Source organism: Stenotrophomonas sp. YJH_SMC_33, assembly GCF_059372295.1.
In genome coordinates, this window is sequence record NZ_JCAFVJ010000004.1 from 164,013 (window position 1) to 179,819 (window position 15,807).

Here is a 15,807-nt window from a genome sequence, read left to right on the forward strand (position 1 = left end):
GCCCTCGCCCGCATCCGGATGTCACCCCGCATCACGGAACGCCGCCCATGACGAACGACACCTTCACCTTCAGCATCACGCGCATCCCCTTCAACGAGGACTACCAGCCCGCCGAGGGCACGCGCATCACCACCAATTTCGCCAATCTGGCGCGCGGCGCTTCCCGGCGGGAAAACCTGCGCAACACCCTCAGCATGATCAACAACCGCTTCAACGACCTGGCGCACTGGGACAACCCGAGCGCCGATCGTTATGCCGTCGAGCTGGACATCATCTCGGTGGAGATGCACATCGACGGCGCCGACGGCAACGATCCGTTTCCGTTGATCGAGGTGCTGCAACCGACCATCGTCGACACGCGGACCGGCGCGCGTACCGAAGGCATCGTCGGCAACAATTTCTCGTCCTACGTGCGTGACTATGATTTCAGCGTGGTGCTGCCGGCCAGCAACGAGGGCAAGGCCACCTTCGGTCTTCCGGAAGGCTTTGGCGACCTGCATGGCAAGCTGTTCAAGCACTTCCTGGGATCGGGCGCCTACCGCGCCAGCTTCCGCAAGGGGCCGGTGATCTGCATCAGCGTCTCCAGCAGCAGGACCTACCACCGCACCGAGAATCATCACCCCATCCTGGGCGTGGAGTACCGGCAGGGCGAGTTCTCCGCCACCGACCACTACTTCGACAAGATGGGCCTGCAGGTACGTTACTTCATGCCGCCGGGCAGCGTCGCGCCGCTGGCGTTCTACTTCCAGGGCGACCTGCTGGGCGACTACTCGAACCTGGAGCTGATCGGCACCATCAGCACGATGGAAGCGTTCCAGAAGATCTACCGCCCGGAGATCTACAACGCCAATTCCGTGGCCGGCAAGGTCTACCAGCCCAGCCTGAAGCACCAGGATTACTCGTCCACCCGCATCGTCTACGACCGCGAAGAGCGCAGCCAGCTGGCGGTCAAGCAGGGCCGGTTCACCGAAGAGCACTTCATCAAGCCGTACCGCGCCGTGCTTGAGCAGTGGGCTGCGCGCTGATCCATCGATTTCCCCTTCGCATTCCAGGACAACCCGACACCGATGAAGAAACTGCTCCCCACCTCCACCGCCGGCAGCCTGCCAAAGCCGTCCTGGCTGGCAGAACCCGAAAAGCTCTGGTCGCCCTGGAAGCTGCAGGACGAAGGCCTGGCTGAAGGCAAGCAGGATGCGCTGCGCCTGTCGCTGCAGGAACAGCAACACGCGGGCATCGACATCGTCAGCGACGGTGAGCAGACCCGGCAGCACTTCGTCACTACCTTCATCGAGCATCTCAGCGGCGTTGACTTCGAAAAGCGCGAAACCGTGCGCATCCGTAACCGCTACGATGCCAGCGTGCCCACCGTGGTCGGCGCCGTGAGCCGTCCGAAGCCGGTGTTCGTGGAGGATGCGAAGTTCCTGCGCCGCCAGACTGCGCAGCCGATCAAGTGGGCGCTGCCCGGCCCGATGACGATGATCGACACGCTGTACGACGCCCACTACAGGAACCGGGAAAAGCTGGCCTGGGAGTTCGCGAAGATCCTCAACGAGGAAGCGAAGGAGCTGGAAGCGGCCGGCGTGGACATCATCCAGTTCGATGAGCCGGCCTTCAATGTGTTCTTCGACGAAGTGAACGACTGGGGCGTGGCCGCCCTGGAGCACGCGATCGAAGGGCTGACGTGCGAGACAGCCGTGCACATCTGCTACGGTTACGGGATCAAGGCCAACACCGACTGGAAGCAGACGCTGGGATCGGAATGGCGCCAGTACGAGGAATCGTTCCCGAAACTGCAGGCCTCCAGCCTCGACATCATTTCGCTGGAATGCCATAACTCGCACGTGCCGATCGACCTGATCGAGCTGGTCCGTGGCAAGAAGGTGATGGTAGGCGCGATCGACGTGGCCTCGAGCGCGGTGGAAACACCGGAAGAAGTGGCCGACACCCTGCGCAGGGCGCTGCAGTTCGTGGATGCCGACAAGCTTTACCCCAGCACCAACTGCGGCATGGCGCCGCTGGCCCGCACCGTGGCCAGGGGCAAGCTGCGCGCGCTCAGCGAAGGGGCCAGGATCGTGCGTGAGGAGCTTTCGGCGTAGCGCTTGCCAGGGCTGTGGGCGTCCTGCCGGGTACCGACCACGCCTGACCCGTTAACTGCCCCAAGGGCCTGGCAGGCTGCCGCGGTGCGAGCGCCTGCTTGATGCGTGCCACCTCCCCTGTCCCGGCCTCGGCCAGGCGGCGCGCCTGCTGGCGCTGCTCCCGTGTGAGCGGCGGCGGCCGCGCCGCGCCTGCCGAAGGCGCGGCGCCCACAAGACAGGCGACCGCGTCGCGCAGCCGCAACCGGGGGCAAAGCCGAGCCGCGCACCAGCGCTCGGCATAGCGCCGGGCTTGCCGCGCATTCACCGCGTGCACCACCTTGGCCGGGGACATCCTGCGTGCATCCAGGTACACCTGGAAGCCGAGCACTGCGTGCGGGACGATGCTGGCCACGATGCGGCCGCTCCACCATAGATCCCAGCGCTCACCGCGTTGCACCCAGCCGGAGGACGCGGGGACTGCCGGGAGACCGCGAAGATCGGAGAAGGAATGCATGCAGGAAGGATACGGGCTGCCGTCGCAGGGGATGAGATTCGAATGGGCACGTAGCCGCGGCCGTGAATCGTTCAATGGAAACGCAACGGTGCAGTATGGTCGCTGCCCTCTCGGCACCGGCATGCATCATTGGCATGACACATCACCGGCGATCACCCGCCGGCATGCTCAACGATGCAACAGCCATTACCCCGGCGCTGGCCAGGTCGCGGCACGCAGACGCTCGGCCGGTGTCCGCTCCGTCGTTCAGATCCGCGTCGTGGCCAGGAACCGTTCACGATCCTGCTGCGTGCGCCGGCGGATCTCCTCCAGCGCCTGGCTTTCGGTCGCCTGCAGCATGGCCTCGAACAGGCGCTGGAAGTGATGGCGCATCGCATTGCGCGCGGCCACCGGATCACGTGCGCGCAATGCTTCGAAGATGGCCATGTGCTCGTCGGCACGGCTGGCGCCATCATCATGGCAGACCCGCGCATAGACTTCGGTTACCCGCGGCAACTCGCTGCGCATGCGCCAGATCTGCTGCACGAAGAACTCCACCACCGGGTTGCCGGAAAGGCGCGCGATGGTCAGGTGGAAGCGGCGGTCGTACTCGCCGGCTTCCGCGTCGCTCAGGTCGCGACGGCACAGCGCTTCGGCCAACGCCTGAAGCTCGGCAATGCCGGCATCATCCAGATTGCTTGCCGCCAGAGCGGCGGCCTCGGCCTCGAATACCGCGCGGGCAGCGGTGAGGTCGAAGGCGCTGACATCCGGCAGCCCGCCGGACGCCTGCGTCGGGCGCGGCTTCACGTGCACGCCCGAACCGATACGGATCGCAATCCAGCCCTGTGCCTCCAGTGCAATCTCCGCTTCGCGGATGGTGACCCGGCTGACGCCAAACCGTTCGGCCAGCTCGCGCTCGCCCGGCAGCCGCGAGCCCGGCGGGAATTCGCCGTCCTCGATCAGCTTGCGGAGCTTGGCAGCGATGGTCTGGTAAAGGCGGTTGGCGGACATGCGGCTGACCCTTGGCAATTCAATTCCTTCCGGGTCCCTGCCCTGCCACCGCGGCCGGCGAGGGTCCGGTTGGAGCGACGGCGCGGCCACTGGCCGCGCCGCCCTGTTCAGAACTTGTATCGTACACCGAAATACGCACGCCGCCCGTAGGTCACTACTTCGCGGAAGTTCCCATAAAGCGGCTGGTAGGCCACGCGCGGCTCGTTGGTCAGGTTCATCAACTCCAGCGACAGCGACAACTGCTTGTTCACCCGGTAGCGCAGGCGCAGGTCCACGCTGGTGTTGTCATCGTAGTAGCGGTTCTGCTGCGCGGCGTTGCCGGTGAAGTCCTGGTAGTAGTGCGAGCGGAACTTGCCGATGGCCTGGATGTTGAAGCGCCCGACGTCCCAGTAGATCGAGCCGGACAGGACGTGCCGCGAGAAGCCGCTGAGACCGGCCGGCGGCACGATCGCCGGAATGATCGTGCCATCACCGGCCAACTGCTCACCCAGCCGTGAATCCTGGGTCTGGTAGTCGGCATCGGCATGGTTGTAGCTGACCTTGAAGCCCAGCCCGTCGAACGGCTTGGGCAGGTGAGACAGTCGATGGGTGGCGGTCAGCTCGAAGCCGGTCAGCGTACTGTCCTCGTCGGTGGTTACCTGCTGCCGCACCGGCACGGTCACGCTCCGGCCGTCGATGGTGTAGGTCTCAGGCACCAGCGCGGTGGCGGTGCCGCCGTTGAACTGCTTCCAGTACACCGCGCCGGCCAGCATCGTGTCCGGGTTCGGGTACCACTCCAGGGAGAGGTCACCGTTCCAGGACATCAGCGGCTGTGCCGCCGGGTTGCCACTGGCGCTGATGTCATCCAGCGCATCGGCCAGATTGCCGTAGGTGGCATCACTACTGACGTTGATGGTGCGCCCGGCGCCCAGCGCGGCGATGTCCGGCCGTGACATAGCGCGGTATGCACCGACCCGCAGCAGTACGTCCGGGCGCAGTTCGAAGGCCGCGTTGAGGCTGGGCAGCAGCTTGTCGTTGCCCGCCTTGAACACCTGCGTGCTGTACGCACCGGTGGGTTGCAGGCGGATCGTGCCGTCACCGTTGTCCTCGATACGCAGCCCCGTACGCACGCCTTCGGAGCGAACGTCGGTCTTGACCCAGCGCAGGCCCAGGTTGCCGGTCACCGGCAAGCCGAACAGGCTGCTGCTGAACTCACCCATCAGATAGAGCGCGCGTGTCTTCTCGGTGATATCGACATTGTTCGGATCCTGGAAACCCGGATCCAACCCACTGTCGAGGCTGCCACGGAACGACTGGTACAGGCAGTCCGGATCGAAGTACGCCCACGAGGAGATCGTGTTGCCGCTGGCGGCATCCATGAAGTCATCCTGCGGGAACGGCGCACGGCAGGCCTGGTTGGCGGCGATGATCTTCGCCTTGTCGGCCGCCACGCGCTGGTCGTAGTCGGTTACCAGGGTGTTGTCGCGCAGGCGGTAGTCGGCCTGGCTGGCACGCACGCCGCCCTTGATGCGGGTGAAGAAACCGGACTCGGGCATGAAGCTGGCATCGAAGCGGCCGGCCCTGATCCTGTGGTCGTTCTCCGTTGCGCTGGACGTGACGCGCGCCGCGCCGGTGTAGGCGTCCCAGTTGTTGGGGTCGAAGTTCGGCGCCAGCGCAACACTGGGCACTTCGCCGCGCCAGTCCCAGTCATAGTCCACGTAGCCGGTGGCACCACTGCTGATGCCCGGCACGATGGCATTGTTGACGTCGCGCTGGTTGGCGCGCAGGCGGGTCATGCGCTCGCTGTCGAGGCGATTGGTGTGCGAGTACGAAAGATCGGTGGACAGTTCCCAGGCCGGGGTCGGTCGCAGGATCAGGTTCAGGCCACCCCCGGTGTATTCCTCGCCACGCCAGTAGCGGTTTGAGGTGGAATCAATCGAGGTGCTGCCATGCAGGTGGCGCACGATGCCGTCCTCGTCCACCTCGCGCCGGGTGATGCCACGGCGGGCGTTGGACAGGCTCAGTTCGCTGCGGTTCTCGTACCAGTTGCGCTCGGTGTGTTCGAAGTCGAGGTTCACTTCAACCACGTCATTGGGCCGCCACTGCAATGCGGCGAACTCGCTCTGCCGGTCGTTGCGCTCCTGCTTGAGCCGGTAGATGCGGCTGCTGGGCACCAGGTAATAAGGTGCGCCGTTGGCGATGGCCTGCGCGGACACTTCATTGCAGTTGGCATTGCTCACGTTCTGCGTGCCATCGCAGGCATACCAGGTGGAACCGCTGGTGATGCTCTCTTCCGGGTCGGTGCCATCCAGGCGCTGGAAGCCCAGCGAGATGCCCAGCTTCTGCCCGTTGCCGAACTCGAACTGGTCGATGTAGCTGGCGGTACCGCGATAGCCGATGCCGTCGTCGTCGCGGTACTTCTTGTCATACTCGGCCCAGCTGCCGCGCAGGTCCAGCTGCGCCGCACGCTTGCCGTACTCCAGTGGGCGCACTGTTTCCAGGCCGATGGTGCCAGCCACGCCGCCTTCGATGATGTCGGCACGCTGGGTCTTGTAGATGGCCACCGTGTTGATCAGCTCGGCCGGGAACATGTTGAAGTTCACCGAGCGGTCGCCGCTGCCATTGGTGATTTCGCGGCCGTTGAAGTTGGTGCTGCTGAGGAAGGCCCCCAGGCCACGGATGGAGATTTCCGAGGCGCCGGTCTTGTCGCGGGTCGAGGCGGCGCCGGTCAGGGTCTCGATCGCATCGGCCAGCGATGGCGCCGGCAGGTCGCCGATGTCATCGGCCGAGAGCACGTCGGCAATGACGGTGTCGTCGCGCTTCTTGTTGATCGAACTCTGCATCGATTCGCGGATGCCGGTGACCTGCACCTGGTCCAGCGTGGTGGGATCCTGCCCTGCCGCGTCCTTGCCGGATTGCGCGTGGGCAGCGGGCAGGCCAGCCAATGCGGCAAGCAGCGCCACGATCAGGGGTGTAGGGGACAACGAGATGCTGTGCACTGCTCCGGCGGGTCGCCGCATGGTTTCCTCCTCCCAAAGGATCGCCTGCATGGCAGGCGTGGGACGCAGCTTCGGCACGGCGACATGAAAATGTCAACCAATTGGTATGCGATTGTTCAAATGCCTTTGATCCATACCAGTTGATCGCAATTTAATGTGCTCATGCAGCATGACTTTGCGCGAAAGCTGGCTTACAACAGACCTGAAAGTGGTATGCAGGCCCACCCTGAAACGACGGCCCGGCCGTCCCTGGAAGGATTTCATGCGCATTCACTCGCTGGCGCGTCACCGATCCAATGGTTCATGGCTATTTTGCCTGACCACTGGTCTGGCAATGTGCCTGACCACTCCAGCAGCAAGTGCAGCCAGCTGGCTCGTCCACGATGTCGCGGAGTTCGCTACCGCCGCCTCGGCGCTGCAGCCCGGCGATGAGATCGTGCTGGCTGACGGCACCTGGACCGACGCCCGGCTGCTGCTGAAGGGCCAAGGCACGGCGGATGCCCCGATCGTGCTGCGCGCGCAGACCGCCGGCAAGGTCATCTTCAGCGGGCGCTCGGACCTGCGCCTGGCGGGGAGCTACCTGCAGGTGTCCAACCTGGTGTTCCGCAGCGGCTATGCGCCGGGTGATGCGGTGGTGGCATTCCGCGAGTCGAGCAAGGCCGTCGCCAGCAACAGCCGCGTCACCGGCCTGGTGATCGACGACTACACCAACCCCGATGCCAGCGACCAGGACTACTGGGTGTCGCTGTATGGCAGCCACAATCGGTTGGACCACAGCCAGCTGCGCGGCAAGACCAATGCGGGACCCACAGTCGTGGTGGTGCGCGATGCAACCCAGGGCCTGGACAACCAGCACCGCATCGACCACAACTGGTTCGGGCCGCGCCCGGCGCTGGGCGTCAATGGCGGCGAAACCCTCCGCGTCGGCACCAGCGATAGCTCACTGAGCGATTCCAACAGCACGGTGGAGAACAACTGGTTCGAAGGCTGCGACGGCGAGACCGAGATCATCAGCAACAAGTCCGGCGGCAACACCTACCGCGGCAACGTGTTCTATCGTTCCGCCGGAGCACTCACCCTGCGCCACGGCAATGGCAACCGGGTGATCGACAATGTCTTCCTCGGCGATGACAAGGCCGGCACCGGCGGCGTACGCATCATCAACGCCGACCAGACCGTCAGCAACAATTACTCCGAGCGGCTGGCCGGGTCCAGCAACCGTTCGGCACTGGCGGTGATGGATGCGCAGGCCAATCCGCCGCTGTCAGGCTATGCGCCGGTGGTGAATGCCACGATCAGCCGCAACACCTTCGTGGACGTGGCGAAGATCAGTTTCGGTGTCGGCCATGATGAGGCGAAGGGCATCGTGGTGGCCGCCAGCAACAGCCGCTTCACCGGCAACCTGATCGTCAACCGCGACAACCGGAATCCGCCCACTGCCGCCAGTTCGCTGGCCGGCATCGACTTCAGCGGCAACGTGCAGTCGCCGGCAGCCAGCACCGTGTTCCCGGGAGGCGTAGAGAGCCGTGGTGTCAGCCTGCAGCAGGCTGATAGCGGATTGTGGGTTGCCACGCCTGCCCTGCCCGCCGTGGGCGCCGATCCTGCCTTGACGATGACCGCACGCGAGGCGACCGGCGTCGACTGGTATCCCAAGGTGGGCGAAGCCACCCTCTCACGCACCCGCACTGGAGTTGATCGATGAGGTTGCAGCCGCTGTTCGTTTCCTTGGCTTTGGCCGCCCCCTTCGCCCTGCTGCCGAGCGCATCGCTGTTCGCATCCCCCACTGCTGCCGTGCGACAGGCAGATGCCGCGCCGGTGCTGGTCACCGCCGCACAATGGCAGCAGATGGCCAGCGAAGGCCGCCGCTACCCGTGGTTTGCCAAAGAGCAGGCACGCACCGAAGCAACGCTGAAGAAGATGATGAAGGCCGGCATCGACGTGCCGGTACCGAAGGACAAGGGCGGCGGCCGCACCCACGAACAGCACAAGCGCAACTACCAGGCGCTGCTGGCGGCAGGCACGCTGTACCGGCTGACCGGCGACAGGGCCTACGTGGACTATGCGCGCGACATGCTGCTGCAGTATGCCCAGCTCTACCCGACGCTGGGCCCGCACCCGGAAGGCCGTGGGCAGATCCCCGGGCGCGTGTTCTGGCAGGTGCTCAACGATTCGGTATGGCTGGTCAACGCCATCCAGGGCTACGACGCGATCCGCGACGCGCTGTCCGCCAACGACCGCAACACCATCGAATCGAAGGTGTTCCGGCCAATGGCCGAGTTCCTCGTCAGCGAGCCGAAGAACTACGACCAGATCCACAACCACGCCACCTGGGCGGTGGCCGCCACCGGCATGACCGGCTACGTGCTGCGCGACCCTGAGCTGGTGGAGAAATCCCTGCGCGGCAGCCGGAAGGACGATCAATTCGGCTTTCTTCGGCAGATCGACCTGCTGTTCTCGCCCGATGGTTACTACGAGGAAGGCCCCTACTACCAGCGCTATGCACTGGCGCCGTTCCTGCTGTTCGCCAATGCCATCGAACGCAACGAACCGCAGCGGAAGATCTTCGCGCGCCGCGACGGCGTGCTGTTGAAGGCCGTGGATGTGCTGGTGCAGTCCAGCTACAACGGCTTGTTCTTCCCGATCAACGACGCCATCCTGGACAAGGGCATCGACACCGAAGAGCTGGTGGCCGGCATCGGCATCGCCTATGCGCGTACCGGTGACGACCGCCTGCTGTCCGTGGCCCAGCAGCAGAAGCGCCTGCTCTTGTCGCCCGAGGGCCTGCAGGTGGCGCAGGCGCTGGCGGCGAACAAGACCAGGCCCTTCGACTATCGGCCGATGCTGCTGCGCGATGGCCCCGACGGCGATCGCGGCGGCCTGGCGATCCTGCGCATGAACGGCGAACGCGGCCAGGCGCTGGTGCAGAAGGACACGATGCAGGGCATGGGCCATGGCCACTTCGACAAGCTCAACTGGCTGTTCTACGACAACGGCAATCCAGTGGTGACCGACTACGGCGCGGCCCGCTTCCTCAACGTGGAAGCCAAGCGCGGCGGCATCTACCTGGCCGAGAACCGCAGCTGGGCCAAGCAGACCGTGGCGCACAACACCCTGGTGGTGGACGAGCAGAGCCACTTCAAGGGCGACTGGAAACGCGGCGAGGAACACGCGCCGCAGGTGCGCTTCTTCCAGGCCGATGCCGATACCCAGATTGCCTCGGCAACGATGCGCGACGCCTACCCCGGCGTGGTGTTCACCCGCACCCAGGCGCTGCTGCGCCATCCCGACCTGGGCCTGCCGGTCGCGCTGGACCTGCTGCAGGTGCACGGCGGCAAGGCCGCGCGCTACGACCTGCCGCTGCACTTCAACGGCCACATCGTCACCACCGGCTTCGAAGCCGAACACTTCCCCGCCCAGCGCCCGGTGCTGGGCAAGGACAACGGCTACCAGCACCTGTGGCTGGATGCACGCAGCAAACCCGGCAGCGAGCCGCGGTCGCTGACATGGCTGCTGGACGGGCGCTTCTACACCTACCGCTTCGGCAGCAGTGCGCCGGCACAGGCGCTGCTGGTGGAAAGCGGCGCGAACGATCCGGAATTCAACCTGCGCCGCGAACCGGCCCTGCTGCAGCGCGTGGACGGACAGAAGGACGTGACCTTCTTCAGCGTGCTGGAGCCGCACGGCGAGTACAACGGCACCGCCGAATACGTGCACGGCGCGGACAGCCGCATCAAGGACATCGTGCGCAGCCGGGGCAACGATGCCGAGGTGATCGAGCTGCGCCTGGCCAGCGGTGCACGCATCGCCCTCGGCGTGGCCGACGACAGCAGCGCCAAGGGCGAGCACAGCGTGAGCGTGGACGGCCATGCCTACCGCTGGAGCGGCAGCCATGCACGCATGGACCGCAGCAAGGTTGACGGCAAATGAACGGCCCTGCGGTGGTGGCCAACCTGCGCAAGGTGCCGCTACGGTCGGCCGTGCGCTGGCTGATCGTGGGCCTGATCGCCGTGGCCACGGTGATCAACTACATCGACCGCAACGCACTGGCGGTAATGTGGCCGGAAATCGCCAGGGAAGTGGGCGCCACCAAGGATGACTACGCCCTGCTGGTGACGGTGTTCATGCTGTTCTACGCCGCTGGCCAGTTCCTGTTCGGGCGCCTGTTCGACATGATCGGCACGCGCCTGGGTTTCGCCCTGTCGATCAGCGTGTGGTCGATCTCCATCGCCCTGCACGCGATCACCCATTCGATGCTCTCCTTCAGCCTGGTGCGGGCGATGCTCGGCATCAGCGAAGCCGGGGCGTGGCCGGGCGCGGTCAAGGCCAATGCCGAGTGGTTCCCGGCGCGCGAGCGCGCATTGGCGCAAGGCGTGTTCAACGCCGGCGCGTCGATCGGCGCGATCGTTTCCGCGCCGGCCATCGCCGGCCTCTACCTGTGGCTGGGCTGGCGCGGCACCTTCGTGCTGGTCGGTGCGATCGGCTTCCTGTGGCTGCTGCCATGGCTGTTTGTCTACCGCGCCGGGCCGGACAAGCATCCGTGGGTGAGCGATGCCGAGCGCCGGTTGATCCAGGAAGACCAGGCCGGGCAGCAGGCAGAGGTGGCACCGAAGGCCAGCGTTCGTGAGCTGCTGGCCCACCGGCAGAGCTGGGGCATGCTGGCCTGCCGCTTCCTGCTCGACCCGATCTGGTGGCTGTTCGTGTCCTGGCTGCCGATCTATCTGGCTGAAACCTTCGGCTTCGACATCAAGCAGATCGGCCTGTTCGCCTGGGTGCCGTTTGTCGGCGCGATGCTGGGCAGCCTCAGCGGTGGTTGGCTGTCCGGGCGGATGATCCGCGACGGGCACAGCGTGGACCGCGCCCGCAAGCTGTCCATAACGCTGGGCTGCGTGGTCATGGCTCCTGCCCTGCTGGGTGCCGTGCTGGCGAACCAGCCGCTGCTGGCGGTGCTGGCAATCGCTGCGGTCCTGTTCGGCTTCCAGGTGGCCATCGGCAACATCCAGACCCTGCCGGGCGACCTGTTCGACGGCCGCTCGGTGGGCACGCTGGCAGGCCTGGGTGGCCTGGCCGCCGTGGCCGGCACCTTGATCACCACCTGGCTGGTGCCGGTGCTGACCCGCCACTCCTATGCGCCGATCTTCATCCTCGTCGCCGCCCTGGTGCCGCTGTCGCTGGCCGCGCTGTGGTGGTGGACCGGCCCGATCCACAAGCTCGACCGCCGCGCCGGCTGAGCCTGCATCTCTCTTCAATTCCCCCGCAAACCAAGGAGTTTTCCGCATGTCGTTCCAGGACAAGGTGGCCATTGTCACCGGCGGTGGCCGCGATATCGGTCGCGCCGTTTCGATCAAGCTGGCTGCCGCCGGTGCACGCGTCTGCATCAACTACGCCAATGATGAAGCCAGTGCCCAGGAAACGCTGGCACAGATCCGTGCGGCCGGTGGCCAGGCCATCGTGCACCGTGCCGACGTCACCGACGCCACGGCCGTCGCCGGCCTGGTCGCTGCGGCACAGGCCGCGTTCGGCGAGCGCATCGACCTGCTGGTGAACGTGGCCGGTGGCATGGTGCAGCGCCGGCCGCTGGCCGACATCGACCCGGCGTTCTTCCACACCGTGATGGACCTGAACCTCACCTCGACCTACCTGACCACGCACGCGGTGGTGCCGCACATGCGCGAAGGCGCGGCCATCGTCAACTTCGCCTCGCAGGCCGGTCGTGATGGTGGCGGCCCGGGCGCATCGATCTACGCCACCGCCAAGGCGGCGGTGATGACCTTCACCCGCGCCATGGCCAAGGAGCTGGGGCCGAAGGGTATCCGGGTGAACGCACTGTGCTGCGGCATGATCGCCACCCGCTTCCACGATGAATTCACCAAGCCGGAAGTACGCACGGCCGTTGCCGGCGCCACCCCGTTGCGCCGCCAGGGTGCGCCGGACGAAGCCGCTGACGCCGCTGTATTCCTGGCCTCGGATGCGGCGGCGTTCATTACCGGTGCGAATCTGGACGTCAACGGCGGCACCTACTTCTCCTGACTGGAATCCTGCCCATGCAGCGCTGGACACTTCTGTTTTCATTGACGCTCTGCTCCGCCATGACGGCGCCCGCTGCGTGGGCCGCACCCGTGTGGGTCACTGCCTGGACGGCCGCGCCCGCGCCCGACCGCAAGGACGGAACGTCCGATGCGCCGGTTCAGTTCGCCGCGCAGACCGTGCGCCAGGACATGCGTGTCGGCAGCCGTGGCGATGCGCTGCGGCTGCGCATCAGCAACGAGCTCGGCACGGCGCCGCTGCGGGTCGAGGACCTGCGCGTGGGAGTGAAGAACGGCAAGGCCGCACCGCTGCCGGTAACGGTGGATGGCCGCGCGGTCATCGAGGTGCCGGTCGGAGCCGCGCTGCTGAGCGACCCGGTGCGGATGCCGGTGGCGGCGCTGCAGGAGATCAGCGTGAGTGCCTATTTCCCGCAGCCCACCCGCCCCGCCGTGCGCCGCACCGAGCTGCGGGTCGCAGATGGCAGGCAGACAGCCGTCGCCGACAGCGTGCGGCTGAGCTACCAGCAGAACGTGTTCTCGGCAGTGATGGTGCAGCGTGAAGATCGTCCCCAGGTAATCGTGGCGCTGGGCGATTCCATCACGGAAGGCGCCACCGCACGCCGCGGCACCTTCAACCAGTGGCCGGAGCGATTGGCGCAGCGCCTGCAGCAGGCCTGCCCGAACCGGTTCGTGGTACTCAACCAGGGCATCAGCGGCAACAAACTGCTTGACCATGGCCGCAGCCACAGCGCCCTGTCACGATTGGATCGCGATGTGATCGCGGTGGCCGACGCCGATCAGGTGATCCTGTTCGAAGGCATCAATGACATCCGCCACGGCGGTGGCGCGCAGCCGCTGCCTGGACGCAGTGCGGCGGACATGCTGCTGGGCTATCAACAGGTTGCGGCGCGGCTGCATGCGCACGGCATCCGCGCTTGGCTGGGTACGTTGACCCCGTTCGGCGGTTCCGAGCGCTACGAGCCCGTGTCCGCCGCCACCCGCACCACGATCAACCAGTGGGCACGCGGCGGCAACAGCGGCTTCGATGGCATCATCGATTTCGACGCCGCGCTGCGTGACCCGAAGGCAGCCGAATCGCTGCCCAACGAGATCACCCGCGACCATCTGCACCCCAACGACGAGGGCTACCGGCGCATGGCCGATGCCATCGATCTGCGCATGCTGGGCTGCACTACCCCCGAGTGAGAGAGAACCGATGAGCCACGTCGTTTGTTTCGGTGAGTTGCTGCTGCGCCTGGGCGCGCCCGGTCGTGAACTGCTGCTGCAGACGCCGCAGCTGCAGGTTCATGTGGGAGGTGCCGAGGCCAATGTGGCGGTCTCGCTGGCCAGCCTGGGCCACGATGTGCAGATGGCCAGCACTGTGCCCGGCAACGCGCTGGGCCGGCATGCCGTGGCCGAGCTGCGGCGGCATGGCGTGGGCGTGGCCGCCGTGCGTGAAGTGGCGGGTGACCGCATGGGCCTGTACTTCCTGGCGACCGGTGCGGTGCAGCGCGCCAGTGAAGTGGTGTATGACCGCGCCGGTTCTGCATTCGCAAACAGCAATGCCAGTGACCATGCGTGGCCCGCCCTGCTGTCCGGCGCGCACCTGTTGCATGTCTCGGGCGTGAGTCCGGCGCTGGGCGCCAACGTGGCCGAGTCGGTGCTGGGTGCGGTGCGTGCGGCTCGCGCGGCCGGTGTGCAGGTGTCCTTCGACGGCAATTATCGTCCGTCACTGTGGCGACGCTGGGATGGCGACGCAGCGGCGATCCTGCGCGAGGTCTTCGCCGAGGCCGACATTGTCTTTGCCGATCATCGGGACATCGAACTGGTGCTGGGGCTGCACTTCGCGCAGGACGATGCGGTCGCCCGAACCGAGGCCGCTGCGGCCGCTGCCTTTGCCGCGTTCCCGCACCTGCGGTGGCTGGCCTGCACCCAGCGCGAGGTGATCAGCGCCGACCATCACGTGCTCGGCGCGCTGCTGCTGGGGCGCGATGGAACCCGCGCGCAGGCTCCTCCGAGGCCGCTGCCCGGCACCGTTGATCGCATCGGCGGTGGCGATGCCTTTGCCGCCGGCATCCTGCACGGATTGCTGTCCGGGCTGGACGCAGAAAGCACCGTGCGCTTCGGACTGGCCGCAGGCGCGTTGAAGCACGCCATTCCCGGCGACTTCAGCCCTGCCCGCGAAGCTGAAGTCCGGGCACTGATGGAGAGCCACCCGTTCGACGTCCGTCGCTGATCTCCCCCCGGGAGAATCCCGCTAGAATCCAACGGGCGCTGGAATCGCGCAGGGATCGCCCATGGATTACACCGGATACACGCGCAAGTTTCCCAACAACCGCCCGCTGAATGCGTTTGAACGCGAGCACCGCCTGCTGCAGAAGAAGCGGCTGGATGTCGTGCCGTTGGCGCAGCTGTGCGTGGTGAAGATGAATTCGAACGGCCTGGTTTCGGTGGATCGCTGGTTCGCCGCGCGTGGCTTTGCAGCCCTGCTGGGCGCGATCGGCATTGCCTTTGGGCTGGGCGGCATGCTGATGCTGCTCTGGTCGCTGGTCGTGAACAGGCTACCCAACGAAAACGGCCTGTGGGAGGCGATATTCATCGGCATGGCGATGCTGGCCGCCTTCACTGCAGCGAGCATCTGGGTGGCTTGCCTCGAGCTGTTCCGCTGGACCTACTATCCGATCGCGCTCGATCGCAAGCACCGGCAGATACACGTGTTCCGGCTGGATGGCACCACCCTCAGCGTGCCCTGGGACCGGGTCCATTTCACGCTGGGCCGCGGAACCGGAACCTTCGGATGGTACAACTGGGATGTCCGCGGACTGATCCTGGACGCGGATGGCGTGACAGTACGGGAGACGTTCGCGTTCTGCATCGCGACCTCCCGCATCGAGAACGCGCATGCCCACTGGGAGTTCCTGCGGCGCTACATGGAAGAAGGACCGGCAGCCGTCGTGGACGCGGTGCACTGCTGCATGCCGCTGGACGGCAAGCGCGAGAGCTTCGCGTCCGGCAAGGAGCGCATCTTCGCCGAAGACGCGCGCCTCCCGGGTTTCATGTGGCTCACGATGCTGCCACTCAACTACCTGCACACGATCATGCGCTGGGTGGTGATGCAGACCAGCAGGATTCCGCGGTTTCCACCGGACATCGAGGCGCGCCTGACACCGGACGCCGGTGATCCCTGTGTCCGCGACGCTTCGATGAATCCACCGGACCTGCGATGA

General features: G+C 66.0%; 11 protein-coding genes. 9 read left to right on the forward strand and 2 right to left on the reverse strand.

Features of this window, described 5'->3' with window-relative positions; all coding sequences use genetic code 11:
* Positions 1-47 precede the first annotated feature (47 nt).
* Together AC5P9W_RS09085 and AC5P9W_RS09090 are read left to right on the forward strand one after the other, a co-directional pair.
* Positions 48-1,025: a DUF1852 domain-containing protein gene (locus AC5P9W_RS09085; protein ID WP_021202380.1), complete on the forward strand. Its 978-nt coding sequence runs from the start codon at positions 48-50 to the stop codon at positions 1,023-1,025.
* A 42-nt stretch (positions 1,026-1,067) separates the two neighbouring features.
* The gene (locus AC5P9W_RS09090; protein ID WP_495219090.1) at positions 1,068-2,096 is read left to right on the forward strand and encodes a methionine synthase; all 1,029 of its coding nucleotides are present in this window, start codon (positions 1,068-1,070) and stop codon (positions 2,094-2,096) included.
* A 739-nt stretch (positions 2,097-2,835) separates the two neighbouring features.
* Here the strand turns inward: AC5P9W_RS09090 and AC5P9W_RS09095 are convergent.
* The gene (locus AC5P9W_RS09095; protein ID WP_021202377.1) at positions 2,836-3,579 is read right to left on the reverse strand and encodes a FadR/GntR family transcriptional regulator; all 744 of its coding nucleotides are present in this window, start codon (positions 3,577-3,579) and stop codon (positions 2,836-2,838) included.
* A 107-nt stretch (positions 3,580-3,686) separates the two neighbouring features.
* On the reverse strand, positions 3,687-6,578 hold the full coding sequence (locus AC5P9W_RS09100) for a TonB-dependent receptor (RefSeq protein ID WP_495219092.1): 2,892 nt from the start codon (positions 6,576-6,578) through the stop codon (positions 3,687-3,689).
* 241 nt (positions 6,579-6,819) lie between these two features.
* Here AC5P9W_RS09100 and AC5P9W_RS09105 point away from each other — a divergent pair, with 241 nt between their 5' ends.
* The 7 genes from AC5P9W_RS09105 to AC5P9W_RS09135 all read left to right on the forward strand — a co-directional run bounded on the left by AC5P9W_RS09105 (position 6,820) and on the right by AC5P9W_RS09135 (position 15,807).
* The gene (locus AC5P9W_RS09105; protein WP_495219093.1) at positions 6,820-8,259 is read left to right on the forward strand and encodes a polysaccharide lyase 6 family protein; all 1,440 of its coding nucleotides are present in this window, start codon (positions 6,820-6,822) and stop codon (positions 8,257-8,259) included.
* The gene (locus AC5P9W_RS09110; protein ID WP_495219097.1) at positions 8,256-10,484 is read left to right on the forward strand and encodes an oligoalginate lyase; all 2,229 of its coding nucleotides are present in this window, start codon (positions 8,256-8,258) and stop codon (positions 10,482-10,484) included. The genes AC5P9W_RS09105 and AC5P9W_RS09110 overlap by 4 nt, the downstream gene beginning before the upstream one ends.
* A complete protein-coding gene (locus AC5P9W_RS09115; RefSeq protein WP_495219099.1) occupies positions 10,481-11,785 on the forward strand; it encodes an MFS transporter in 1,305 nt (434 codons plus the stop codon). Before AC5P9W_RS09110 ends, AC5P9W_RS09115 begins: the two co-directional genes overlap by 4 nt.
* A gap of 46 nt (positions 11,786-11,831) precedes the next feature.
* Entirely contained in the window at positions 11,832-12,584 is a 753-nt protein-coding gene (locus AC5P9W_RS09120) for an SDR family NAD(P)-dependent oxidoreductase (RefSeq protein ID WP_021202372.1), read from the forward strand.
* Between the two features lie 14 nt (positions 12,585-12,598).
* The gene (locus tag AC5P9W_RS09125) at positions 12,599-13,786 is read left to right on the forward strand and encodes a GDSL-type esterase/lipase family protein (protein ID WP_031269477.1); all 1,188 of its coding nucleotides are present in this window, start codon (positions 12,599-12,601) and stop codon (positions 13,784-13,786) included.
* 10 nt (positions 13,787-13,796) lie between these two features.
* Entirely contained in the window at positions 13,797-14,816 is a 1,020-nt protein-coding gene (locus AC5P9W_RS09130; protein ID WP_021202370.1) for a sugar kinase, read from the forward strand.
* 61 nt (positions 14,817-14,877) lie between these two features.
* Positions 14,878-15,807: a DUF6708 domain-containing protein gene (locus tag AC5P9W_RS09135; RefSeq protein ID WP_111098478.1), complete on the forward strand. Its 930-nt coding sequence runs from the start codon at positions 14,878-14,880 to the stop codon at positions 15,805-15,807.

Coding starts and splice junctions, on each gene's coding strand:
- AC5P9W_RS09130 (WP_021202370.1), top strand. CDS start 13,797: ATGAGCCACGTCGTTTGTTTCGGTGAGTTGCTGCTGCGCCTGGGCGCG.
- AC5P9W_RS09105 (WP_495219093.1), top strand. CDS start 6,820: ATGCGCATTCACTCGCTGGCGCGTCACCGATCCAATGGTTCATGGCTA.
- AC5P9W_RS09115 (WP_495219099.1), top strand. CDS start 10,481: ATGAACGGCCCTGCGGTGGTGGCCAACCTGCGCAAGGTGCCGCTACGG.
- AC5P9W_RS09100 (WP_495219092.1), bottom strand. CDS start 6,578: ATGCGGCGACCCGCCGGAGCAGTGCACAGCATCTCGTTGTCCCCTACA.
- AC5P9W_RS09095 (WP_021202377.1), bottom strand. CDS start 3,579: ATGTCCGCCAACCGCCTTTACCAGACCATCGCTGCCAAGCTCCGCAAG.
- AC5P9W_RS09120 (WP_021202372.1), top strand. CDS start 11,832: ATGTCGTTCCAGGACAAGGTGGCCATTGTCACCGGCGGTGGCCGCGAT.
- AC5P9W_RS09085 (WP_021202380.1), top strand. CDS start 48: ATGACGAACGACACCTTCACCTTCAGCATCACGCGCATCCCCTTCAAC.
- AC5P9W_RS09125 (WP_031269477.1), top strand. CDS start 12,599: ATGCAGCGCTGGACACTTCTGTTTTCATTGACGCTCTGCTCCGCCATG.
- AC5P9W_RS09090 (WP_495219090.1), top strand. CDS start 1,068: ATGAAGAAACTGCTCCCCACCTCCACCGCCGGCAGCCTGCCAAAGCCG.
- AC5P9W_RS09135 (WP_111098478.1), top strand. CDS start 14,878: ATGGATTACACCGGATACACGCGCAAGTTTCCCAACAACCGCCCGCTG.
- AC5P9W_RS09110 (WP_495219097.1), top strand. CDS start 8,256: ATGAGGTTGCAGCCGCTGTTCGTTTCCTTGGCTTTGGCCGCCCCCTTC.